The sequence below is a fragment of the Bradyrhizobium cytisi genome (assembly GCF_008123515.1).
Taxonomy (GTDB): Bacteria; Pseudomonadota; Alphaproteobacteria; order Rhizobiales; family Xanthobacteraceae; genus Bradyrhizobium; species Bradyrhizobium cytisi.
This window is the reverse complement of sequence record NZ_VSSR01000001.1, coordinates 27803-49736: the sequence shown is the minus strand read 5'-3', so window position 1 is coordinate 49736 and position 21934 is coordinate 27803. Positions and strand designations below refer to the sequence as shown.

Below are 21934 nucleotides of genomic sequence, written 5' to 3'. Positions count from 1 at the left end.
ACCGGCGTTTCCTGTTTAATTGCTGGCCCCCGCCGTCGCCATCCGCTTGGCCAGGAACGTGTCGATCGCCTGGGCCATCGAACCCACCGCGCGCGACCGCCAGCCCTCGGACACGAGGTGCTCGAGGTCGCCCTTGTTGGAGACGTAGCCGATCTCGACCAGCACCGAGGGCACGTCGGGGGCTTTCAGCACCCGGAAACCGGCCGACTTCAGTGGATGCTTGTGCATCCGCACGGTCGACTTCATTTCGCCCATCAGCAAATGCGCAAAACGGTTTGAAAAGGTGCGGGTTTCCCGCTGCGTTAGATCGATCAGGATGTCGGCGACGTCGGTCGGCTCTTCCGCGAGATTGAAGCCGGCAATCGCGTCCGCGCGATTTTCGGCATCGGCCAGGCGCTGGGCCTCGGCGTCGGAGGCCTTGTCCGAGAGCGTGTAGATGGTGGCGCCCTGCGCGTCGCCCTCGGCTTTCGGCAGCGCATCGGCGTGGATCGAGACGAACAGCGCGGCGTTCAGATTGCGGGCGACTTTGGACCGGTCATTGAGCGGAATGAAGGTGTCGTCGTCCCGCGTCATCACCACCCGGTATTTGCCGGCCTTTTCCAGCCGGTCGCGCAGCGCCAGGCCAAAGGCGAGCACCAGATTCTTCTCGCTCTCGCCGTTCGACTGGGTGCCGTTGTCGATGCCGCCATGGCCGGGGTCAATCACAACGACCGGACGGCCGTCGGACGGTGCCCCTGGCTTTTGCGGCGCCGATTCGGGCGCGACAGCAATCGTTGCCGGAGGCGCGGCGGCAATCGCTGGCCGCAGTTCGGGCCGATTCTCCGGGGCGGGCGTCTGCACGAAAGCCGCGCGGTCGACCTCCTCCAGCTCGAGCACGAGCCGGGCCGGCTGGCCGTTGGCCGCCTCGAGCACATAGGAATTGGCGATCTTGGCGGGCCCGGTCAGGTCGAACACGATTCGGGAGCCACCGGGCATCACGAGCCCGTAGCGGAAGGCCTTGACCAGCCCTCGCCCGGACCCAGTGCCCGGGCCCAGCTGAAAATTGACCTGGGGAACGTCGACCACGACCCGGTAGGGATCGGCGAGCGTCGTGGCGCGGAAGCTGACGGTCTGGTCGAGGTCGAGAATGAAGCGGGTCTGCTTGCCGTCACCGGCCAGGCGCGCAGCGGTGGCAATCGGAAAATTCGTCGTCGCAACAGAGGGTTGCGATGGGGTTTCGGCCGCGTTCAGACGCGAGGAATCGGCGCACGGCGACGCCGCGGCACACAGCAGCGCAACCCCCAGCAAAACCCTTTGATTTGTGCGGCTCGCCACCGAATCCGTGCCTCCGAGCGGCCCTCTTTAACGCAATAGAACCACAGGGTTAAACGATCCTTAATGACGGAAACACGAAACTGTCCGACTGTGACCGGCGTGCGACGCTCCCTTGCACGGATGGCCCATTCCTCGTATGTACGGATTGCTGACGGCCAATAATTTCCGGTTGTGTCGCATTCAGCCTCCCGGTGCAGCGCCGGAACTCCCAAGGTTTGGGAATTCCAGCGTTTTTCTGTTCCCCTCTAAGACCAGCGCGGTGCGCGGCAGCGAGGTGGAGCGGGGCAAGCCCCGGCGGCGGACGGTTTCCGGTTACCAACTGTTTCCGGAGCAGTTTTGACAGCGACGCGGCCAGTTACCCGATCCCTTAATCCCAAGGGGGCGGTTCTTGATCCAAGGCGAGCGCGCACGCGCCATGCCCGGCCAGCAGCAACTGATTAGGGGCGGCCCCGCCGCCCGATGTTTCATACGGGCCGACGCTTGATGCGCCAGACTGTGCCGACGAATTCTGAAGGACCTTTCGCGACGCTGCGGAGTGACGCTCCCGCGCGCCGTTTCGGTCCTGAAGCTTCCGGTTCGGCAAGGCGCGAGAGACGGCGTTTCGGCCTTCCCCTCACCCCCGAATCAGGTGGACCGTCGCGTCACCCGGCAGCGCTCTTCGCGCCCACGGTCGATCGCGCCCGCCGCCGCCAAGAGTTAAGACATGCCCAACAAGATGTTGATCGATGCCACCCACCCGGAAGAGACCCGGGTCGTCGTGGTCCGCGGCAATCGCGTCGAAGAGTTTGACTTCGAGACCGCGCAACGCAAGCAACTGCGCGGGAATATCTACCTCGCCAAGGTCACAAGGGTCGAACCCTCGCTCCAGGCCGCTTTCGTTGAATATGGCGGCAACCGCCACGGCTTCCTCGCCTTCAGCGAAATCCATCCCGACTACTACCAGATCCCGGTCGCCGACCGGCAGGCGCTGATCGAGGCCGAAGAGCAGGCCCATCGCGAAGCCGAGGAAGAGAGCGAGAACCGCTCCCACGGCCGCCGCCGCTCGCGCCACCGCAACGCCCGCCGCCGCGGTCAAGGCGAACGTGTCCGCAGCGAGATCGTCGAGGGTCTCGCCGATCCGGCCGGCCAGCCGGTCGAGGGCAAGGCCCTGCCGGAGCACGCCGAGGGCGCTCTGCATGAGGGCGAGCACCTGCACGCCGATGCCGAGCAACGCGGCGAGCATGAAGGTCACGACCACGATCATCATGACCATGATCACGATGATCACGGGCATGACGATCATGAGCACGATGATCACCATCACGCTCACGATCATGACGACCATGGCCATGACGACGCGCACGATCATCACGACCATGATCATGCCGACGAGACGCCCGCGCCTGTCGCGGCGATCGGCGCCGAGCCCGCCGTCGTTGCCGAGCCTCAGGAAGCTCCCGCCTTCGAAACGCATGACGAGGAAACGCATGGCGAGGCTTTTGCCGAAGCCGTGACCTCCGTCACCGAGCCGGCCGATGCCGTCTACTCCGCCGGCGAGAGCACTGAAGCGCCGCATCAGGACGCCGAAGCGAGGGCCGACGAAGACGACGAGGACGATGACGATGGTGAGGAAGCCGAGGAGGAGCACGTCGAATCCGTCGGCGGTGACGACGTGCTCGAGGAAGTGCCGGAGCGCACGTTCCGCCCGCGCCGCCAGTACAAGATCCAGGAAGTCATCAAGCGCCGCCAGGTGATGCTGGTGCAGGTGGTCAAGGAAGAGCGCGGCAACAAGGGCGCGGCGCTGACGACCTACCTCTCGCTCGCCGGCCGCTATGCCGTTCTGATGCCGAACACCGCCCGTGGTGGCGGCATCAGCCGCAAGATCACCTCGGCCCAGGACCGTTCGCGCCTGAAGGAAGTGGTGCAGGATCTCGACGTGCCCGAGGGCATGGGCATCATCCTGCGCACCGCGGGTGCCGCCCGCACCAAGCCCGAGATCAAGCGCGACTTCGAGTACCTGATCCGGATGTGGGAGACGGTACGCGACCTGACGCTGAAGTCGCAGGCCCCGACGCTGGTCTACGAGGAAGGCTCGCTGATCAAGCGCTCGCTGCGCGACCTCTACAACAAGGAGATCGACGAGATCTCGGTGGCCGGTGAATCCGGCTACCGCGAAGCCCGCGACTTCATGAAGATGCTGATGCCCGCCAATGTCAGCGCGGTGAAGCAGTATCGCGACGGCCAGCCGCTGTTCTCGCGCATGGGCGTCGAGAGCCAGCTCGATGCGATGTTCTCGCCGACCGTACAGTTGCGCTCTGGCGGTTACATCGTCATCAACCAGACCGAGGCGCTGGTCTCGATCGACGTCAACTCCGGACGATCGACGCGCGAGCACCATATCGAGGACACCGCGCTCAAGACCAATCTGGAGGCGTCCGAAGAGGTCGCCCGCCAGCTCCGCCTGCGCGATCTCGCCGGCCTGATCGTCATCGACTTCATCGATATGGACGAGAAGCGCAACAACCGTGCGGTCGAGCGCAAGCTGTCCGACTGCCTGCGGCAGGATCGTGCACGCATCCAGGTCGGGCGCATCTCGCATTTCGGCCTGCTCGAGATGTCGCGCCAGCGCATCCGCGCCAGCGTGCTGGAATCCTCGACCGATCCCTGCCCGCATTGCGGCGGCACCGGCCATGTCCGCTCGGTGTCCTCGGTGGCGCTGCAGCTGCTGCGCGGCCTCGAAGAGATCCTGATGAAGGGCGCGACCCACAACCTCGTGGTCCGCACCCGCACCGACGTCGCGCTCTATGTGCTGAACCACAAGCGTGGTCATCTGCGCGATCTCGAAAACGGCTTCAAGGTCTCGCTGTCTGTCATCGCCGACCCCAGCGTCAGCGGACCGCAGGCCTATGTCATCGACCGCGGCGAGCAGGTGCATACGCTCGAAGCCGCCAAGGCGCTGCTGGCGGCACAGGCGGCCGCAAGCCCGCCGCCGCTGGCCGAAGAGGCCTATGACGACGAGGAGCTCGATACGGAGCTGGAATCCGAGGTCGAGACCGAGGAAACCGAAGGTCTCTCCGAAGAGCAGGCCGCAGGCGATGCTTCGCCCGAGCAGGACGGCCAGCGCCGCAAGCGCCGCCGCCGCCGGCGTGGCCGCGGCGGTCAGCGCGACGGCGAGGCGCGCGAGGATGGTGCTCCCGCTTCTCCTGAAGGGGCCGTAGCGGTCGCAGGCGAAGGTGAAGAGGACGCCGAGGCCGAACAGGACGGCGAGGAAGGCGAAGAACAGGCCGCCCGTGGCGAGCAGCAGGGTAGCGGCGACCGCCGTCGCCGGCGTGGTCGCAGGGGTGGACGTCGTCGGCGCGGTACCGGCGAGGAGGGTCTCGCCGGCTCCATCGGCGACGAGCTCACGGGCAATCCGCCGTCGGAAGCAACCGAAGCGGTCGCTGATTTCGATAGCTCCGGCAGCGAGACAGCTCCCTCGATTGCGCATTCGGAGCATATCGCGCCGGTCGAAACGTCCCAGCCCGAGTTTCAGTTGCAGGCCCCGGTTGAAACGCCGGTGCAGCCCGCGCCCTCTGAGGAAGAGCCCGCATCGGACGACAAGGCGGCACGACGCCGCTCCACCGTCCGGGAGAAGGTGAGCTTCCTGTCGAGCAACTCGAGCGAGCCGGCAACCCCGGTTGCAGCAGCGCCGGAGCCGGCTGCTCCGCCCGCGCCTGAGCCTGCGCCGGAAGCCGCAAGCGAGACGCCGGCCGCACCGCGTCGCGCCGGCTGGTGGTCACGCCGTTTCGGCGGCGGCGAATAGAGCCAGCGTCCGAATAAAAAACGCCCGGCCTGGCCGGGCGTTTTTCATTTCACGCCTCGCCTGAAGGTTACGGCGGCGGCAGTTCGTCGTCACCGAGCGGCGCCACCTCGCGCGAAGCGATCTGGCGAAGCTGGTCGTAGAGATCAGGCGCCTCGCTGGTGCAGAGACAGACGCCCTTGGCGGACGGTGCCTCGCCGGCGTTGAGATAGGCGTGGCCCATGGTGCTATCGAGATAGATGCCGTCGCCCTCGCCAAGGATCTCCGGCGCGTAGAACTCGGTGTGAACCGCGACGCGTCCGCTCGTCACCAGAAAATACTCTTCGCCGGCATGGCGCAGCAGCGGACCGAATTCGTCCAGCGAGCGCGCGCGGACCTCGGCCACGATCGGCACCATGCGCTTGCCGATCAGGTCGGTGCATTGATAGGTGTAGGTGTAGAATTTCGTGGCGATCAGCTGCCCCTGCCCGGCCCGGCTGATGCTCCGCCGCGCGGTGACCGGCCTGCCTTGCGTAGGCGCTGCGACCGCCGGATTGAACAGCTCCGCGATCTCCATCTTCAAGCCGGAGGTAAGCTGGAGCAGCTTGTCGTAGGTCAGCGACATCAGGCCATTCTCGACCTTCGACAGGGTCGACAGCGCCATGCCCGTTCGCTCCGCCACCTGCTTGAGCGTCAGGCCGCGCGCCTGGCGCGCCGCCTTGAGGCATTGGCCGAGCTGGGAGTTGGCACCTTCGGGCGTCGTGATCTCGCTCATGCGGTATGTCTATCACGCTGCCGGGAAAAAATATTGGCCGATCGGCCTAATCTTTTCGGCGTGATCCGCCGCACAATACCTCTCCAGGGTGGCCTCCCGGGCACACAAGCCAGGATTTGTGCATGAATTGCCCCGATTTGGCGAATATTGGTGCGTTGAACGCGGTTTCCGATATGCTAAATCGTTTTCACAATTTGAAAGGGCCTGGCGTTGTCCGAACTTTGCGACACGAGTGCCGTCGAGCTGCGCCGTCTGCTGACCGCACGGGCGATCTCGCCTGTCGAGCTGCTCGACGCCTGCCTGTCCCGCATCGGCGCCATCAATGCCGCCGTCAATGCGGTCGTGACGCTCGACGAGCCGGGTGCACGTGCCGCCGCGAAGAAGGCTGAGGCCGCGATCCTGCGCGGCGAGGATCATGGCGCGCTGCACGGGCTCCCCGTCCTGATCAAGGATACGCAAGACACCGCCGGAATGCGCTCGACCTACGGCAGTCCCCTGTTGCGCGACAATGTCCCTGCCGCCGACCAGGGCTCGATCGCGCGGCTGCGTGCGGCGGGCGCCATCATCTTCGGCAAGACCAATACGCCGGAATGGGCGGCGGGCGGCAACACCCGCAATCCCGTCTTCGGTGCGACCGGCAATCCCTTCGATCCCATGCGCTCGGCGGCCGGCTCCTCCGGCGGATCGGCGGTCGCGCTCGCCTGCGGCATGGCACCGCTCGCCTCGGGCTCCGACACCGGGGGATCCCTGCGCAATCCCGCGGGCTATGCCGGTATCGTCGGCATGCGTCCCTCCTACGGCCTCGTGGCGAGCGAAAAGCGCGCCTTCGGCTGGTCCAATCTGTCGACCGACGGACCGATGGCCCGCAGCGTCGCCGATACCGCGCTAATGCTGTCGGTGATGGCGAGCGATGATGCCCGCGATCCGCTCGCCTACACGCTTTCCGGCGAGCCCCTGCGCGGGCGCGCCGAGCGCTGGTCCGCGCCGCGCCCCGCGGAGCTTGGCAAGCTGCGCCTTGCCTTCACCGAAGACTTCGGCTTCGCACCGACCGAGCAAGCCATCCGCCGCGTGTTCCGCGATCGCGTGAAGAGGCTTGCGCCGCTGTTCGCCGAAAGCCGAGAGGCGACGCCGGACTGCACCGGCGCAGACGACGCCTTCGCCGTGCTGCGCGCCGGCCTGTTCCTGGCGATGCACGGCAAGAACTACAAAGAGCGGCCCGAGATGCTCGGCCCCAATGTCCGCGCCAATGTCGAGGAAGGCCTGAGCTACACGCTCGAAGATCACGGTCGTGCCGCGACGACGCAAACGCGGATCTATCGTGCCTATCAAAGCTTCTTCGAGACCTGCGACGTACTGATCAGCCCGACGATCACGCTCAGTCCGCGGCCGTGGTCGGAGCTTTATCCCGCCGAGATCGACGGGGCGCCTACGAAATCCTACTTCCACTGGCTCGCGCTCGCCTATGCCGTCACGCTTCCCGGCCATCCCGCGATCAGCATTCCGCTCGGCGTCGATGAAGCCGGCTTGCCCTTCGGCCTGCAGATCGTTGGCCCGCGCGGTGGCGATGCCATCGTGCTCGCCATTGCCGCAAGCCTGGAGGCCGCGTTCGCGGGCGATGCGCAATTGTGCCGGCCGGTGCCTGACCTGGCGCGACTTGCGACGGCGCCGCCGCTGGCGTCCGCGCCCGGCTTCCTCACCTGGGAATAGACCAAGCAAACAGGCAAGCCCGCCGGGTCGCCGGCAAAGCGGAGATCAGCATGGCCGAATTGTCGAACCGCAAGACCGGCATCGTCGCCTTCGTCCTGCTCTATGTGGCCTACTGCATCTCCTACATCGACCGCGCCGCGATCTCGCTGGCGCTGGCGCAGATCGGCAAGGACTTCAATCTCCAGGCTGCCGATCTCGGCATCGTCATCAGCGCGTTCTTCTTAGGCTACGCCGCGATGCAGGTGCCGGGCGGATGGCTCTCCGACCGCTTCGGCTCGAAATATGTGGTGATCGTCACCATCGTGATGTGGTCGCTGTTCACGGCCTTCACCCGTCTCGCCTGGTCGCTGACCTCGCTGATCGCGATCCGCTTCGTCTTCGGCATCGCCGAGGGCGGCTTTCCGCCGGCAAGCATTCGCGCCATCGCCGAGGTATTCAAGAGGGACAGCCGGCCCAAAATGTCGGCGCTGCTGCTGTCGTCGAACTATGCCGGCAGCATGGTCGCACCGCTGATCATGGCGCCGTTGATCGTCTGGCTCGGCTGGCGCCACGCCTTCAACGCGATCGGCATCGCCGGCATCGTCTTCGCGGTGATCTATTTCGTCTTCGTCCCGTATCTCGGACGCCCGGACAAAGCGGCTACGGGCCCATCGGCAAAGGCCGAACAGCGCGCGCCGATGCGCGAGCTCATGAGGAATCCGCTGCTGTGGCAGCTGATGGTCGTGTGGTTCGGCCTCAGTTGCGTCAACAAGGGCCTGGATTCCTGGATGCCGCTCTATCTGCTGCAGCAACGCGGGCTCGACCTCAAGACCGTCGGCGTGGTGGCGCCGATCCCGTTCGTGATGGCGACATTCGCGACGGCGATCGGCGGCTGGGTCATGACCACGTTCTTTGCCGAGCGGGAAAAATATCTGCTGATCGGCAGCTCCGCGTTGACCGGCATCTTCCTCTACGCCATGTACAAGGCGGAGACGATCACGGTGCTGATCGCCTATCAGTCGCTGGTCTACTTCTTCAAATCCTTCGTGCTGGCCGCTGTGATTGCGCTCCCGACCAAACTGCTCCGCGACGACCAGATCGGATCGGGCGTCGGCATGGTCAATCTCGGCGGCCAGAGTGCAGGCTTCGTCGCACCGGCGGCGATAGGCTTCATCGTGACCGGAACCGGATCGTTCGATGCCGCCTTCGGCTTCCTGGTGGCGATGACGGCGCTGTCGGTCGTCGTCGCCACGACCATCAACACGGCGCAGCCCAAGCTTGCGCCGAAGCCAGCCTGACAGGAGAGTTCTGCCGATGCAAAGCGCAATCATTCTCGGCGGCGGCATGGTGGGCGTCGGCGCCGCCTTGCATCTGAGGCAACGCGGCTGGACCGTCACGCTGGTCGACCGCAGGGAGCCCGGCCGCGAGACCAGCTACGGCAATGCCGGGATGATCCAGGCGGAAGCGGTACGGCCCTATCCGATGCCGCGCGATCTCGCCTCGCTCGTGAAGATCGCGACCGGCCGCACCAACGACGTGCGCTACAGCTTGTCCTCGCTGCATCGCCACGTCGAGCCCCTGCTCCGCTATTGGTGGCATTCGGCGCCGAAGCGGCATCGCGAGGCGATCGCCGCCTGGGCGCAGCTGATCGCCTATGCGACGCCCGAGCACGACATCCTCATCCGCGAGGCCCATGCCGACAATCTGATCCGCCGCGCCGGCTATCGCGCGCTGTTTCGCGACGCCGCCGCGCTCGACGATTCAATCAAGGCCGCGGAAGCAGATCGCCGCGAGTTCGGCGTGAATTTTCGCGTGCTCTCGGGCAGCGAGCTGACCAAGGCCGAGCCGATTCTGCGCGACGATCTCCCCGGCGCGATCCATTGGCTCGATACCTGGACCGTGTCCGACCCCGGCGCCCTGGTCACGGCCTATGCCGATCTGTTCGAGCGGCTCGGCGGCACCATCGTGCTCGGCGATGCGCAGTCGCTGCAGCAGACCGCGACCGGATGGTCGGTCGACACCGACAATGGCCGCATCGATGCCGCCAACGCCGTCGTGACGCTCGGGCCGTGGTCGCCGGATCTCCTGCACAAGTTCGGCTACCGGATTCCGCTGGTGCGCAAGCGCGGCTACCACATGCATTACAGCGGCGGCGCCTCGCTCGATCTGCCGCTGGTCGACAAGGGCAGCGGCTATGCCATGGGGCCGATGGCCAAGGGCATCCGCATCACCACCGGTGCGGAGTTGACCGGCCCGGATGCACTGGCAACGCCGGTGCAGCTCGCCAGCGCCGAAGCCTCGGCGCGCGAGCTGATCGATCTCGGCAAGCGCGCCGAACCGGAGCCGTGGTTCGGCACCCGCCCCTGCACACCGGACATGGTGCCGGTGCTCGGTCGCGCCCCGCGCCACCCCGGCCTCTGGATGAATTTCGGCCACGGCCACCAGGGCTTTACGCTCGGCCCCGCCACCGGACGCCTGCTCGCGGAGATGATGAACGGCGAGACGCCCTCGATCGATCCGACGCCGTACCGGCCGGAGCGGTTCTAGGGACGAACAGACCCGACTTTATCGAGCAGGTTAAAGCTACAACCGCGCCCTGGCCGTAAGATAGACGTTGAGCCGACCTCCTCTCAGTCAATACGAGAATAGGCAGCTTTCAATTGCACTTGACGAGGGGATGAGCACATCCCATGATTGCACATAAACTAAATTGCGTATTTTCATGAAGCCCTCGCAAGATCCGGCCACGAGCCCGTAAGTTTGCCGGACAAGAGTCCAATGCATGTTGGGGCTGCGCGGGATTGAGGTCGTTCAATGTCTGTTGGGCGTAACGCTAGAGTCGCAAAATGGATAGATTACACAGACAACCGAGCTCCATCTGTGACATAAATCACGCAACAGCTAACACCGCCAGCGCGGCCGTCAGACGCATTAGCGGATCATCCCATTCGCGCGGCTTGCGCTGGCGGACAGCCGCATGGTCGGATACCACGGGCTGTCCTCGCGATCGCGCAGCCAGCGCCAGTCGAGCGCGTATGGCGTGAGCATCCAGACCGGGCGGCCGAGCGCGCCGGCCAGATGCGCAACCGAGGTGTCGACGGCGATGACGAGATCGAGCGCTGCCACCGCCGCCGCCGTGTCGGCAAAATCCCCGAGCGCAGGCGCGAGATCGATCACGTCGTCGCCGAGCGCCGCCAGCACCGCACCGTCTTCCGCGCGCGGCTCCTTTTGCAGGCTGTAGAGCTGCAAGCCCGGCATCACGAGCCGCGGCAACACCGCCGCGGCCGACAGCGAGCGCTGCCCGTCGCCCTTGTGCCCGGGATTGCCGGCCCAGACCACGCCGACCTTCAGTCGCCTCTCGCGACCAAGGACGGCTCGCCAGCGCGATAGCTTCCCGGGGTCGGGGTGCAGATACGGAACGTCCGCGGGCAGATTGTCGAGCGTGGTGCCGAACAGGCGCGGCAGGCTCATCAGCGGCAATTGCAGATCGAATGGCGGCAGCGCCTCGCCGCGCGGAATCACGGTGACATCAGGCAATTGCCGCAGCAGCGAGGCGAGTGCGGGCTGCACCTGCAGGATGATCTTGCCGCCCTTCCCCGTCACCATCGACAGATAGCGCACGAAATGCACGGCATCGCCGAGGCCGTATTCGGCGAATACCAGCAAGGTACGGCCTGCGAGCGGCTCGCCCCGCCATTCCGGCTCATTGAAAGTCGGATCGCCGTCCGACAGCGTCTTGCATTTGCGGCGCCACCGATAGGCGTCGAACCCCTCGGCGAAATGGCCGTTCATCAGCAGGAAATGCGCGCGGTTGTATTGCGCGAGCGGCTGCTCCGGATCGAGCGCGACCGCGCGGGCCGAGACCGTGAGCGCCTCGTCGATCTCGCCGGCGTTGCGCAGCGCGACCGCGAGGTTGGCGTGGCCCTTGGCATAGGAGGGATCGGCCGCAACCGCGCAGCGATGCGCGGCGACAGCATCGGTGACGCGCTGCTGCTTCTCGAAGATGATGCCGAGATTGGTGTAGGCCGGCGCGTGATCGGACTTGAGCAGCAGCGCGTGTTCACAGGCCGCAATGGCGTCGTCGAGCGCGCCGAGATCGGAGAGGCAGGCGCCGAGATTGGTGGCGATGATGTGATCGGCGGGATCGCGCGCGAATGTTTGCCGGTAGATCTCGGCGGCCTCCTGCAAATGGCGGGCTTCATGCAGGACAAGGCCAAGCAGGCGCAGCGCCGCGACATCGTCGGGCGCGAGCGCGATGGCACGGCGATACTGGACGATGGCCTCTTCGAGCAATCCTTGCCGATAGAGCGCCGCGCCAAGATTGCAGATCAGGCCGACATCGTCGGGATCGAGCTGGAGCGCGCGGCGATAGGCGGCCACTGGCATCGCCCGACCTGTTCTGGTCCGCAAGGACGTTGCCGACATTGAGCCAGACGCCGCGAAAAGCAGGCTCGCGCGCGATCACGGCGCGATAGGCCTCCTCAGCCTCGATCAGCCGTCCCTGCTCGGCGAGCGCGACGGCGAGATTGAAGCACGCGCGCGTCAGATGCGCATCGAGCGCGATTGCGCGGCGATAGGAGGTCTCGGCTTCGCCGAAGCGCGAGAGTTCGCCAAGCGCCACGCCGAGCTTGTTGTGGAGACCGGCATCGTCCGGCTTCCGGCGCAGCGCGCGCTGGAACGCGGCCACGGCGCCGGCGTGCTCGCCTTTCACCGCGAGCGCATCGCCGAGCGTGGCCAGCGCCGGCGCATGGTCGGGATCGATATTGAAGACCCGGTTGAGCAGCGCGGCGCCGTCGGCGGCGCGGTCGGTGACGAAGGCGGCAACGGCGGCCAGGTGCAGCGCCGGCACATGATCCGGCTCAACCTTGAGCACCTCCGCGCAGAGCACGTCCGCCTGATCCGGCCGCCCGGCCGCAAAATGCTCTGCCGCCTCCAGCATAATCCGATTCACAGCCACGTTGCCCACGATACCGCCCACCCCTTCGGCGTCAGAGATGCCAGTTAAACGGGCGAGATCGCGAAATCCGTCAGTCGGATTGCTTGGCGAGAACAGCCCTGATGCGCGCGGCATCGTCCGGCGTTGCTGGGTTGTAGACGACCATGCCGAGATCGGGCCGGCCGTCGACGGCGAAGGCCGAATATTCGAACGAGATCGGGCCGAGCACGGGATGGCGCAGATGCTTGACGCCCTCGCCATAGCTGCGGACGTCGTTGTCGCGCCACAGCCTCGCGAAGTCGGGGCTGAGACCGCACATTTCGTCGACGAAGTCGGCGACATGCGAGACCGCGCCGGCGCGCGCCGCGTCCGCCCGGAACGCTGCGACCACGAAACGGGCCACGCTCTCCCAGTCGTACTGCGCGGCGCGCACGCGAGGCACGGAGAAGATCAGCCGCAGGATGTTGCGTTGCTCCGGCGGAAGCTTGGCGTAATCGGTCAGCACCAATGTTGCCGCGCGATTCCAGGCAACGACGTCCCAGATCAAGGTCCTGATAATCGCCGGGCTGGTCTCGAGCGCATCGAGCACCCGTTGAAGCCGCGGCGAGACGCCTTCAGATGCCTGGTAGCGGACCTCGGGCGGGCGGCCGAGCCCGATCAGGAACAGATGCTCGCGCTCGACGTCGGTGAGCATCAGGGCACGGGCGATCCGGTCGAGCACATCGGCCGACGGCGCGCCGCCGCGGCCCTGCTCCAACCAGGTGTACCAGGTCGGGCTGATATTGGCCCGCTGCGCCACCTCCTCGCGCCGCAGCCCCGGCGTGCGCCTGCGGCCGCCGCCAAACCCGAAGGCGGCCGCGTCGAGCCGGGTGCGACGGTCTTTCAAATAGGTCCCGAGCAGGTTCTCGCTGGAGGTCTCGCTCATCCTGTTAGCTATTATACCCTGATAATGTCCCTACTTTACCCGGATAATCCTAGCGCAGATGCTGCCTCCTACCAATCTTTTTTGCCGATCTTTGGAGAACTGCTCATGCGTGTATTCGTCACTGGCGCCACCGGCTTCGTCGGCTCCGCCGTCGTTGCCGACCTGATCGCCGCCGGCCATAGCGTCACCGGCCTCGCCCGCTCCGATGCGGGGACCGCATCGCTCGCCGCGATGGGAGCAAAGGTCCACCGCGGCTCGCTGGAGGACCATGCCTCCTTACGCAGCGGCGCGGCCGCGTCAGACGGCGTGCTGCACCTCGGCTTCAATCATGACTTCTCGAAATTTTTGGACAATTGCGAGCTCGACCGCCGCGCTATCCTTGCGCTCGGCGAGGAGCTCAAGGGCTCTGACCGTCCGCTCATCGTCACTTCCGGCGTGGCGCTGCTGGCGCCCGGACGGCTTGCGACCGAGGACGATGAGACGGCACACCGCTTTCCACGCGTGTCGGAATCAACGGCGCTGTCGCTGGCCGGCGTCCGCACCGCCGTGGTCCGGCTGCCGCCGACCACCCATGGCGCAGGCGACCACGGTTTCGTGCCGATCCTGATCAACCTCGCACGCGAGAGGGGCCTGGCGGCCTATATCGGCGACGGGATGAATCGCTGGCCTGCCGGCCATCGCTTCGACGCCGCGCGCGTCTATCGGCTTGCACTCGAGCAAGGCGCAACTGCACCACGCTATCACGCTATCGCCGAGGAAGGCATCCCGTTCAAGGCAATTGCGGACGTGATCGGCAAAAGGCTTGGCGTGCCCGTGGTCTCGAAATCGCCGGACGAAGCGGCCGAGCATTTCGGATGGTTCGCGCAATTCGCAGGCGTCGACGTGCCGACATCGAGCGCGAAGACCCGCGCGCTGCTCGGCTGGGCGTCGAAAGAAATAGGGCTGATCGAGGATCTCGACCAGCCCTACTACTTCAAGGTCTGACGGCGCGCCGCCGCCGGATGCAGCTTGCAGATCAGTCCGTCGTGACTGCGGTTTCCATGTCCGTCGGATCGATCTGCTGGTTCAGCCGCGCGTTGAGCTTGTCGCGATCGAGCTCGCCCTCCCACCAGGCGACGATCACGCAGGCGACGCCGTTGCCGCAGAGATTGGTCAGCGCGCGGCACTCGCTCATGAACTTGTCGATGCCGAGCACGATCGCCATGCCCGGCACGAGCCGCGGATCGACCACCGCGAGCGTCGCGGCCAGCGTAATGAAGCCCGCACCGGTGATGCCGGAGGCGCCCTTCGAGGTCAGCATCGCCACCACCAGGATCGTGAGCTGCTGGCCGAAGGTGAGATCGAAGCCGAGCGCCTGCGCGATGAACAGGGTCGCCAGCGTCATGTAGATGTTGGTGCCGTCGAGATTGAACGAATAACCGGTGGGCACCACCAGGCCGACCACCGACTTCGAGCAGCCGAGCCGTTCCAGCTTCTCCATCAAGGACGGCAACGCGCTTTCCGACGAAGAAGTGCCGAGCACGATCAGCAGCTCGTCCTTGATGTAGGCCAGGAACTTGAAGATCGAGAAGCCCGCAAAGCGCGCGATGGTGCCGAGCACCACGATCACGAACAGCGCCGCGGTCAAATAGAACGTCGCGATCAGGCCCATCAGATTGAGGATCGCGCCGGTGCCGAACTTGCCGATGGTGTAGGCCATCGCACCGAACGCACCGAGCGGCGCCGCGCGCATCACGATGGAGATGACGCCGAACACCGCATGCGCGGCATCGTCGATGAAGCTGCGGATGGTGTGGCCGCGCTCGCCGAGCCCCATGATGGCGAAGCCGAATAGCACCGAGAACAACAGGACCTGGAGGATCTCGCCTTGCGCGAAGGCGCCGACCACCGTGTCGGGAATGATGTGCAGGATGAAGTCGACCGACCTCTGGCCCTCGGCCTGCTTGGCGTAATTTGCGACGGCCTGCGCGTTGGCGGCCGCGTTGCCGAAGCCTGCGCCCGGCTTCACGATGTTGCCGATGATGAGGCCGATGACGAGCGCGAAGGTGGAGACGATCTCGAAATAGACCAGCGCCTTGACGCCGATGCGTCCGACCTTCTTGGCATCCTGGATGTGGGCGATGCCGGAGACCACGGTGCAGAAGATGATCGGGGCGATCACCATCTTGATCAGCTTGATGAAGCCGTCGCCGAGCGCCTTGATCCAGTCGTTGGTGGCAATCGTCGGCCAGAGCCAGCCGACGATTGCGCCGAGCACGATCGCGATCAGCACCTGGACATAGAGAATTTTATACCACGGCTTGGCCGCGCTCGGTGCGGCCGGCGCGCCGGCCATCGTTGTCGTTGTCATTGTTCGCTCCCCCCTCAAAATTGAGAGCCAGCCAAGATCAACTTGGCCGGCTCTGTCAATTGGAACCATTCCGTATGGTGAGTTCTAGACGCGGCGGTCGACGATCCGGCGTACCGCCGGCATCAGCGCGGCGCCCAGCGCGTTCTTGACCACCGAGGCCGCAATGAACGGAACGACGCCGACCGCCCAGGCCTTGGTTGCACCAAGGCCGATGCCGTAGGCCAGCCAGCCGAAACCGGCGATGAAAATGACGACATGGCCGACCGCCATTGCCGCAAACAGCAGCACGACGTTGCGATCCCAGCCCCGTTCGGCGAACCAGCCGATGACGAAGGCAGCCAGCACGAAGCCGTAGAGATAACCGGCAGTCGGGCCGAGCAGCGGTGCAATTCCACCGACCGGACCTGCGAACACCGGCAGCCCCATCGCGCCTTCGGCGAGGTAGGCGATCATGGTTGCGCTGCCAAGGCGCCAGCCATAGGCCGCGCCAATCATCAGCACGACCAGGGTCTGCAACGTCATCGGCACATAAGGCAGCGGCAGGTTCACCTTGGCCGACAACGCCATCAGTGCGGAGCCGAGCGCGACCAAGACGACGGCGCGCAAGGCGCCGACGGTCTCACCCGGTCGGGTCGGCCACATCACTGCGGCAAGAGGAGAATGCGACGTGGCGGCGGACTGTACGGTTCGGTCAGACAAGATGCACTCCGGAAGGCTGTTTGAAACTGGCGGCTATTTAAGCCAGTGAGCGATCCGGTCAACTGCCTCCCGCATCTCCGCGGCCGAACGTGCATAAGAGAATCGGATGAACGAGCGGCCATGGATCGGATCGAAATCGACGCCCGGCGTTGCGGCAACCTGGGCCTTCTCCAGCATCTGCTTGGCGAAGTCGAGACTGTCGGAGGTGAAATCCGAGACGTCGGCATAAAGGTAGAACGCGCCGTCCGCAGGCAGGAATTTGCTGAGGCCCGCCTTGGGCAATCCCTCGATCAGGATGCGCCGGTTTTCCTGATAGCCGTGCTTGATCTCCTCCATCTCGGCCGCGCCGTCGAAGGCGGCCTCTGCCGCAATCTGCGACAGCGACGGCACCGAGATCGAGAGGTTCTGCTGCAGCCGTTCGATCGGGCGCACCAGGATCTCGGGCACGACCATCCAGCCGACGCGCCAGCCCGTCATGCAAAAATACTTCGAGAACGAGTTGATCACGAGTGCGTGCGGCGACAGCTCTGCCGCCGTCACTGCCGGAAAGGCATAGTCAAGCCCGTGATAGATCTCGTCGGAGATGAAGCGGATGCCGGCATCCTCGGACGCCGCGATCAGGCTGGCGAGCGCCTCGCGGGGCATCATCGTTCCCGTCGGATTTGCGGGGCTGCCGACCAGCACGCCTTTCAGCGGCGCCTTGCGATGAGCGGCGAGCAGCGCCTCGCCGGTCAGCGCGTGACGCGTCTCATTGGTGGTCTCGATCAGCACCGGCTCGCAGCCCAGCGCAGTGAGGATGTGCCGGTACGGCGGATAGCCGGGCACTGTCACCGCGACGCGATCGCCGGGCTCGAACATCGACAGGAAGGCCAGGATGAACCCGCCGGAGGAGCCCGTGGTCACCACGATTCGCTCCGGGCTGATGTTGCAGCCATAGGCATCGCGGTAATGCCGCGAGATACGCTCGCGCAACGAGGGGATGCCGAGTGCTGACGTATAGTCGATCCGCCCCGCCGCAAGCGCGGCCTGTGCGGCCGCGATCGCGGTCTTCGGCGCGCCGGCCGCGGGCTGGCCGACCTCCATGTGAATGACATGGCCGCCAGCCGCCTCGATCCTGGCCGCCGCGGCCATCACGTCCATCACCATGAACGGGGGAACATCACTGCGGCGGGAGGGCTCGAGCCACTGCGCCACCCGGTTCCTCAATGTCGCATCGTGCATCGATTTCTGCTATTTCGCTGGCGGAACGGTCCGTTCGGTCCGGAAAACAGGGCGCTTGCGCCCCAGACTAGCCGCATTATACGGCTCATAAGGGCATATCGCGTATCCGGTCCGCCGCCAATCGCCAAAACCAATCACAAAAACTGCAGTCCAAGTCCCTTGCCAGGTCCGCTTGCAAAGCCCGTTTGACCCAGATCGTTTGATGTTGCTCCAGATCGCATTGCGCAAGAAGGCCTCCGCCCTCACCGCCCTCGTCACGGCTGCTGCGATCGCGCTGCTGCCGGTCCCGGCGACGCGGGCGCAGGAAGGCCGCGGACCGCCGGTCCTGCGCGACACCGAAACCGAGCAGCTGGTGCGCGAATATACCCGCCCGATCCTGCGGGTTGCCGGTCTGGAGAAGCAGAACATCCAGATGGTGATCATCAACGACAACTCGTTCAACGCGTTCGTCGCCGATGGTCGCCGCATCTTCGTCAATTTCGGCGCGATCCTGCAGTCGGAGACGCCGAACCAGCTGATCGGCGTGCTCGCGCACGAGACCGGGCATCTGGCCGGCGGCCATCTATCGAAGCTGCGCGAGCAGCTCGCCAATGCCCAGACCCAGATGATCATCGCCATGCTGCTCGGCGCGGGCGCGCTGGTCGCGGGCGCCAGCCGCGGCTCGGGCAGCTCCGGCAATAACGGGCTCGCCAATGCCGGCGCGGCTGCGATCGCCGGACCGCAGGAGATGATCCGCCGCTCGCTGCTGTCCTACCAGCGCCAGCAGGAAGAGAACGCCGACCGCGCCGGCGTGAAATTCCTGACCGCGACCCAGCAGTCGCCGAAGGGCATGTACGAGACGTTCAAGCGCTTCACCAGCGAGAGCCTGTTCGCGGCACGCGGCGCCGACCCCTATCTGCAGTCGCATCCGATGCCCGCCGAGCGCGTCGCGGCGCTCCAGGAATTCGCGAGCACCAGCCCTTATTGGGACAAGAAGGACGATCCCGCGCTCCAGCTCCGCCATGACATGGTGCGCGCCAAAATCTCCGCCTTCATGGAGCGGCCGGAACTGGTGTACCGCCGCTATCCCCTGACCAATGACAGCATGCCGGCGCGCTATGCCCGCGCCATCAGCACCTATCTGCACGGCGATTTGCGCAGCGCGCTGACCCAGATCGACGCGCTGATCGCGGTGCAGCCAAACAACCCGTACTTCTACGAGGTCCGCGGCCAGGCCCTGCTGGAAAGCGGCAAGCCGGCCGACGCGATCGCCCCCCTGCGCAAGGCTGTCGCACTCTCGAACAATGCGCCCCTCATCGAGATGTTACTTGGGCAGGCTCTGGTTGGAACCGATAATAAGGCCTACACGGACGATGCCGTTCGGATTCTCCGTGCCGCGGTGGCGCGGGAGCCCGAGGCCCCTCTCGGCTACATGCAGCTCGCGATGGCCTATGGCCGGAAGGGAGACTATGCCGAGGCGGATCTCGCCTCCGCCCAGGCCGCCTACCTGCGCGGCGACAACAAGACCGCTCGCGAGCTCGCCACGCGCGCGAAAACCCGTTTCGCCGTCGGCACCCCGGGATGGGTCAAGGCCGACGACATCGTGGCGTCGAAACCGCCGCGCAACTAGCCTGCTCACAACGACCGCTCTTTGACGTCACGACACTCCGATTAAAGGCCGCCGGGACGTTTATTCGAAACCTGCTCTGGATAAGAGGATTTGCCAATGCCTTCGTTGCGCCTGCTTGCTTCCGCGCTGTTTGCGCTCGCCATCTTCGGCGCAACGGGACCGGCTTCGGCCGAAAGCTTCTCGGATTCCCAGCGCACCGACATCGAGGCGATCATCAAGAGCTACCTCGTCAGCCATCCCGAGGTGCTCGAGGAGGCCATGACCGAGCTCAGCAAGCGCCAGGCTGATGCCGAAACGAAGAAGCACGAAGCCAGCATCGCGCAGAACTCGAATGCGATCTTCAATTCGCCGCGCCAGGTCGTGCTCGGCAACAAGGACGGCGACGTCACCTTCGTCGAGTTCTTCGATTACAATTGCGGCTACTGCAAGCGCGCGATGAGCGACATGCTCGACCTGATGAAGGCCGATCCCAAGCTGAAGGTGGTGCTGAAGGAGTTTCCGGTGCTGAGCCAGGGCTCGGTCGAGGCGGCGCAGGTTGCGGTCGCCGTGCGCATGCAGGATCCCTCCGGCAAGAAATATCTCGACTTCCACCAGAAGCTGCTCGGCGGCCGCGGCGCCGCCGACAAGGCGCGCGCGCTCCAGGCGGCCAAGGAAGCCGGCCTCGACACCGCGAAGATCGAGAAGGACATCGCGAGCCCCGAGGTGCGCGCCACCATCGAGGAGAACTTCAAGCTCGCCGAAGCGATGGGCATGAACGGCACGCCGAGCTACGTGATCGGCAAGCAGATCGTGGTCGGCGCCGTTGGTCTCGACGGCCTCAAGGAAAAGATCGGCGTCGCCCGCTGCGGCAAGGCGACCTGCTGACAAGGCGACTTGCTGGTCAAGCGTCTCTGGTCAAGCGTCTTACAACTTCACGCATGTAACCAGGCCGGCTGAAAAGCCGGCCTTTTTCGTTGGCCAAAGCCCTACACAAATCCTGGCGTGGATCCGGCACGGACGTTCATCCCGTGTTTAGGAAACAAATGCCGCGGAACAGCAGATGTTCCGGAACAACTCAAATCTCCTTTCGTTGGTGGCGCGGGCAATGACGCAAGGAAACACGTGAGGAGAATACGATGTTGAACCGCTTTATGATCTCGGTTGCCGCACTCGCGCTCATCGCAGGCACCGGTCTGGCGAACGCACAGGGCACGATGAAGAACGACAGCGGCGGCGCCGGCGCACAGCCGATGCAGCACTCGCAGTCTTCGGGCGGCGCAGCCGAACATGGCGCGACTGGCAAGGAATCCGCGAGTCCGCAGAAGGGCACCGTGGGTCAGGCCGGCGGCTCCATGAAGCCGGGCGAAGAGAAGTCCTCTGGCGCGATGGAGAAATCCGGCGGAGCGGAGAAGTCCGGCGGGATGGAAAAGTCCGGCGCGATGAACAAGAACGCGGCTGACGAGAAGGCCGGCGCGGCGAAGGGTGAGCACGCCCAGAGTGCGCAGGACAAGGGCGCCCAGGACAAGTCGAAGAGCATGAGCACGGATTCGACGACCAAGTCCGGCGGCAAGGACATGAAGGCCGAGGACAACAAGTCCGGCGGCGCCGCCAAGAGCAATAATGCCGAGAACCGTCCGGCTGCGACCGACAGCAAGTCGCAGACCACGACCGGCAATGCCGCGACCTCGGCGACCGCTGCTCCGCCGCCGGAGAAGCGGACCCAGATCGTGTCGGCGATCAAGTCCGAGAAGATCGAGGAAACGACCAACGTCAACTTCAACGTTTCGGTTGGCGCGGCCGTCCCGGCAAATGTCCGTTTCCATCCGCTCCCGGCACGGATTGTCGAAATCTACCCGGAATGGCGCGGCTATGACGTGATCTTCGTGCACGGCCAGTACATCATCGTCCGTCCCCAGACGCGCGAGATTGTCTACATCATCGAAGGCTAAGTCGCTTCGCTGATGCCCGAATGAGCCCTTGCCGAGCGATCGGCAGGGGCTTTTGGCCTATTGGGCGGCCTCCCCGCCGGTCCGGGCCGGCAGCCATGCTTCGGACTGGTTAACAAGCAATTTCCGTAGTTTCCGCACAGGTTTTTGCACACCGGATGAGGTGCCTGAAGCGGTCCCGGAGGCCCTTCAAGGCTTCCCCTGGCTCACTTTGTTACCTATAACCCCCGCCACGCCAAAACACGCGCCGGGACAGGAATGGCCGAACCAGCAACCGACACGATCCTCGTTCTCAACGGGCCGAACCTCAACATGCTGGGGACGCGTGAGCCTGAGAAGTATGGTCATGCGACGCTGGCCGACGTCGAGGCGCTGTGCCGGGAGACTGCGGCGACGTTCGGCCTCAAGGCCGACTGCCGGCAGTCCAATCGCGAAGGCGAGCTGATCGACTTCATCCACGAGGCGCATGCCCGCGGGATGAAGGGCATCATCATCAACGCCGGCGGCTATTCGCACACCTCGATCGCGCTGCACGACGCGCTGCTTGCGGTGCAGATTCCGACGGTCGAAGTGCACGTGACCAACATCCACGCCCGCGAGAGCTTCCGTCACCACTCCTACACCGCGCGCGCAGCCTTCGCCTCGCTCTGCGGCTTCGGCATCGAGGGCTACCGCCTCGCCATCCAAGGCCTTGCCGCCAAGGTCGGCATCAAGCCCAAAGCCTGACGCTCCCTCAT

General features: G+C 65.3%; 16 protein-coding genes and 1 pseudogene. 9 read left to right on the top strand and 8 right to left on the bottom strand.

Annotation, left to right across the window (positions count from 1 at the left end; all coding sequences use genetic code 11):
- Positions 1 to 15: 15 nt before the first annotated feature.
- On the bottom strand, positions 16 to 1314 hold the full coding sequence (locus tag FXB38_RS00205) for an N-acetylmuramoyl-L-alanine amidase (protein ID WP_148748770.1): 1299 nt from the start codon (positions 1312 to 1314) through the stop codon (positions 16 to 18).
- Between the two features lie 613 nt (positions 1315 to 1927).
- Complete coding sequence (locus tag FXB38_RS44555) at positions 1928 to 2782, bottom strand: hypothetical protein (RefSeq protein WP_283812694.1); 855 nt, start codon at positions 2780 to 2782, stop codon at positions 1928 to 1930.
- Between the two features lie 21 nt (positions 2783 to 2803).
- Here FXB38_RS44555 and FXB38_RS00200 point away from each other — a divergent pair, with 21 nt between their 5' ends.
- On the top strand, positions 2804 to 5095 hold the full coding sequence (locus tag FXB38_RS00200) for an Rne/Rng family ribonuclease (protein ID WP_283812693.1): 2292 nt from the start codon (positions 2804 to 2806) through the stop codon (positions 5093 to 5095).
- 67 nt (positions 5096 to 5162) lie between these two features.
- On the opposite strand, the gene FXB38_RS00195 is transcribed toward FXB38_RS00200, so the two are convergent.
- Positions 5163 to 5846, bottom strand: coding sequence for a helix-turn-helix domain-containing protein (locus FXB38_RS00195; protein WP_148748768.1), 684 nt, complete (start codon positions 5844 to 5846; stop codon positions 5163 to 5165).
- 210 nt (positions 5847 to 6056) lie between these two features.
- Between FXB38_RS00195 and FXB38_RS00190 the strand changes: the two genes are divergently transcribed.
- Genes FXB38_RS00190 through FXB38_RS00180 form a run of 3 tightly spaced genes read left to right on the top strand, consistent with a single transcriptional unit; the run spans position 6057 to position 10079 of the window.
- Positions 6057 to 7553, top strand: a complete 1497-nt coding sequence (locus FXB38_RS00190; protein WP_148748767.1) for an amidase — start codon at positions 6057 to 6059, stop codon at positions 7551 to 7553.
- A 50-nt stretch (positions 7554 to 7603) separates the two neighbouring features.
- Positions 7604 to 8830, top strand: a complete 1227-nt coding sequence (locus FXB38_RS00185; RefSeq protein WP_148748766.1) for an MFS transporter — start codon at positions 7604 to 7606, stop codon at positions 8828 to 8830.
- A gap of 16 nt (positions 8831 to 8846) precedes the next feature.
- Complete coding sequence (locus FXB38_RS00180) at positions 8847 to 10079, top strand: NAD(P)/FAD-dependent oxidoreductase (RefSeq protein ID WP_148748765.1); 1233 nt, start codon at positions 8847 to 8849, stop codon at positions 10077 to 10079.
- Between the two features lie 343 nt (positions 10080 to 10422).
- On the opposite strand, the pseudogene FXB38_RS00175 reads toward FXB38_RS00180, so the two are convergent.
- Positions 10423 to 12471: pseudogene (locus FXB38_RS00175) on the bottom strand (tetratricopeptide repeat protein).
- Between the two features lie 88 nt (positions 12472 to 12559).
- Complete coding sequence (locus tag FXB38_RS00170) at positions 12560 to 13393, bottom strand: helix-turn-helix transcriptional regulator (RefSeq protein WP_148748764.1); 834 nt, start codon at positions 13391 to 13393, stop codon at positions 12560 to 12562.
- A gap of 105 nt (positions 13394 to 13498) precedes the next feature.
- On the opposite strand from FXB38_RS00170, the gene FXB38_RS00165 reads away from it, so the two are divergent.
- A complete protein-coding gene (locus FXB38_RS00165; protein WP_148748763.1) occupies positions 13499 to 14377 on the top strand; it encodes an SDR family oxidoreductase in 879 nt (292 codons plus the stop codon).
- 31 nt (positions 14378 to 14408) lie between these two features.
- Here FXB38_RS00165 and FXB38_RS00160 read toward each other — a convergent pair whose 3' ends face one another.
- The 3 genes from FXB38_RS00160 to FXB38_RS00150 all read right to left on the bottom strand — a co-directional run bounded on the left by FXB38_RS00160 (position 14409) and on the right by FXB38_RS00150 (position 17663).
- On the bottom strand, positions 14409 to 15743 hold the full coding sequence (locus FXB38_RS00160; protein ID WP_148748762.1) for a dicarboxylate/amino acid:cation symporter: 1335 nt from the start codon (positions 15741 to 15743) through the stop codon (positions 14409 to 14411).
- 84 nt (positions 15744 to 15827) lie between these two features.
- On the bottom strand, positions 15828 to 16385 hold the full coding sequence (locus FXB38_RS00155) for a biotin transporter BioY (RefSeq protein ID WP_148748850.1): 558 nt from the start codon (positions 16383 to 16385) through the stop codon (positions 15828 to 15830).
- Between the two features lie 90 nt (positions 16386 to 16475).
- The gene (locus FXB38_RS00150) at positions 16476 to 17663 is read right to left on the bottom strand and encodes a pyridoxal phosphate-dependent aminotransferase (protein WP_148748761.1); all 1188 of its coding nucleotides are present in this window, start codon (positions 17661 to 17663) and stop codon (positions 16476 to 16478) included.
- A 202-nt stretch (positions 17664 to 17865) separates the two neighbouring features.
- On the opposite strand from FXB38_RS00150, the gene FXB38_RS00145 reads away from it, so the two are divergent.
- From FXB38_RS00145 to aroQ, 4 genes are all read left to right on the top strand, one after another.
- Positions 17866 to 19272 carry a M48 family metalloprotease gene (locus FXB38_RS00145; protein ID WP_148748760.1) on the top strand — a complete coding sequence of 469 codons (1407 nt, stop codon included), beginning with the start codon at positions 17866 to 17868 and terminating at the stop codon, positions 19270 to 19272.
- 96 nt (positions 19273 to 19368) lie between these two features.
- Positions 19369 to 20136 carry a DsbA family protein gene (locus FXB38_RS00140; protein WP_148748759.1) on the top strand — a complete coding sequence of 256 codons (768 nt, stop codon included), beginning with the start codon at positions 19369 to 19371 and terminating at the stop codon, positions 20134 to 20136.
- A 251-nt stretch (positions 20137 to 20387) separates the two neighbouring features.
- Positions 20388 to 21200 (top strand): DUF1236 domain-containing protein, encoded by an 813-nt coding sequence (locus tag FXB38_RS00135; protein WP_148748758.1) that lies wholly within the window; start codon positions 20388 to 20390, stop codon positions 21198 to 21200.
- A 255-nt stretch (positions 21201 to 21455) separates the two neighbouring features.
- Positions 21456 to 21923 (top strand): type II 3-dehydroquinate dehydratase, encoded by a 468-nt coding sequence (aroQ, locus tag FXB38_RS00130; RefSeq protein WP_148748757.1) that lies wholly within the window; start codon positions 21456 to 21458, stop codon positions 21921 to 21923.
- Positions 21924 to 21934: the final 11 nt, after the last annotated feature.

What these genes read in the sequence shown, in the direction of transcription:
- FXB38_RS44555 (WP_283812694.1), bottom strand. Translation starts at nt 2,782, where the DNA reads ATGCGTTTCCTCGTCATGCGTTTCGAAGGCGGGAGCTTCCTGAGGCTC.
- FXB38_RS00195 (WP_148748768.1), bottom strand. Translation starts at nt 5,846, where the DNA reads ATGAGCGAGATCACGACGCCCGAAGGTGCCAACTCCCAGCTCGGCCAA.
- FXB38_RS00185 (WP_148748766.1), top strand. Translation starts at nt 7,604, where the DNA reads ATGGCCGAATTGTCGAACCGCAAGACCGGCATCGTCGCCTTCGTCCTG.
- FXB38_RS00180 (WP_148748765.1), top strand. Translation starts at nt 8,847, where the DNA reads ATGCAAAGCGCAATCATTCTCGGCGGCGGCATGGTGGGCGTCGGCGCC.
- FXB38_RS00170 (WP_148748764.1), bottom strand. Translation starts at nt 13,393, where the DNA reads ATGAGCGAGACCTCCAGCGAGAACCTGCTCGGGACCTATTTGAAAGAC.
- FXB38_RS00165 (WP_148748763.1), top strand. Translation starts at nt 13,499, where the DNA reads ATGCGTGTATTCGTCACTGGCGCCACCGGCTTCGTCGGCTCCGCCGTC.
- FXB38_RS00160 (WP_148748762.1), bottom strand. Translation starts at nt 15,743, where the DNA reads ATGACAACGACAACGATGGCCGGCGCGCCGGCCGCACCGAGCGCGGCC.
- FXB38_RS00155 (WP_148748850.1), bottom strand. Translation starts at nt 16,385, where the DNA reads ATGTGGCCGACCCGACCGGGTGAGACCGTCGGCGCCTTGCGCGCCGTC.
- FXB38_RS00150 (WP_148748761.1), bottom strand. Translation starts at nt 17,663, where the DNA reads ATGCACGATGCGACATTGAGGAACCGGGTGGCGCAGTGGCTCGAGCCC.
- FXB38_RS00145 (WP_148748760.1), top strand. Translation starts at nt 17,866, where the DNA reads ATGTTGCTCCAGATCGCATTGCGCAAGAAGGCCTCCGCCCTCACCGCC.
- FXB38_RS00140 (WP_148748759.1), top strand. Translation starts at nt 19,369, where the DNA reads ATGCCTTCGTTGCGCCTGCTTGCTTCCGCGCTGTTTGCGCTCGCCATC.
- FXB38_RS00135 (WP_148748758.1), top strand. Translation starts at nt 20,388, where the DNA reads ATGTTGAACCGCTTTATGATCTCGGTTGCCGCACTCGCGCTCATCGCA.
- aroQ (WP_148748757.1), top strand. Translation starts at nt 21,456, where the DNA reads ATGGCCGAACCAGCAACCGACACGATCCTCGTTCTCAACGGGCCGAAC.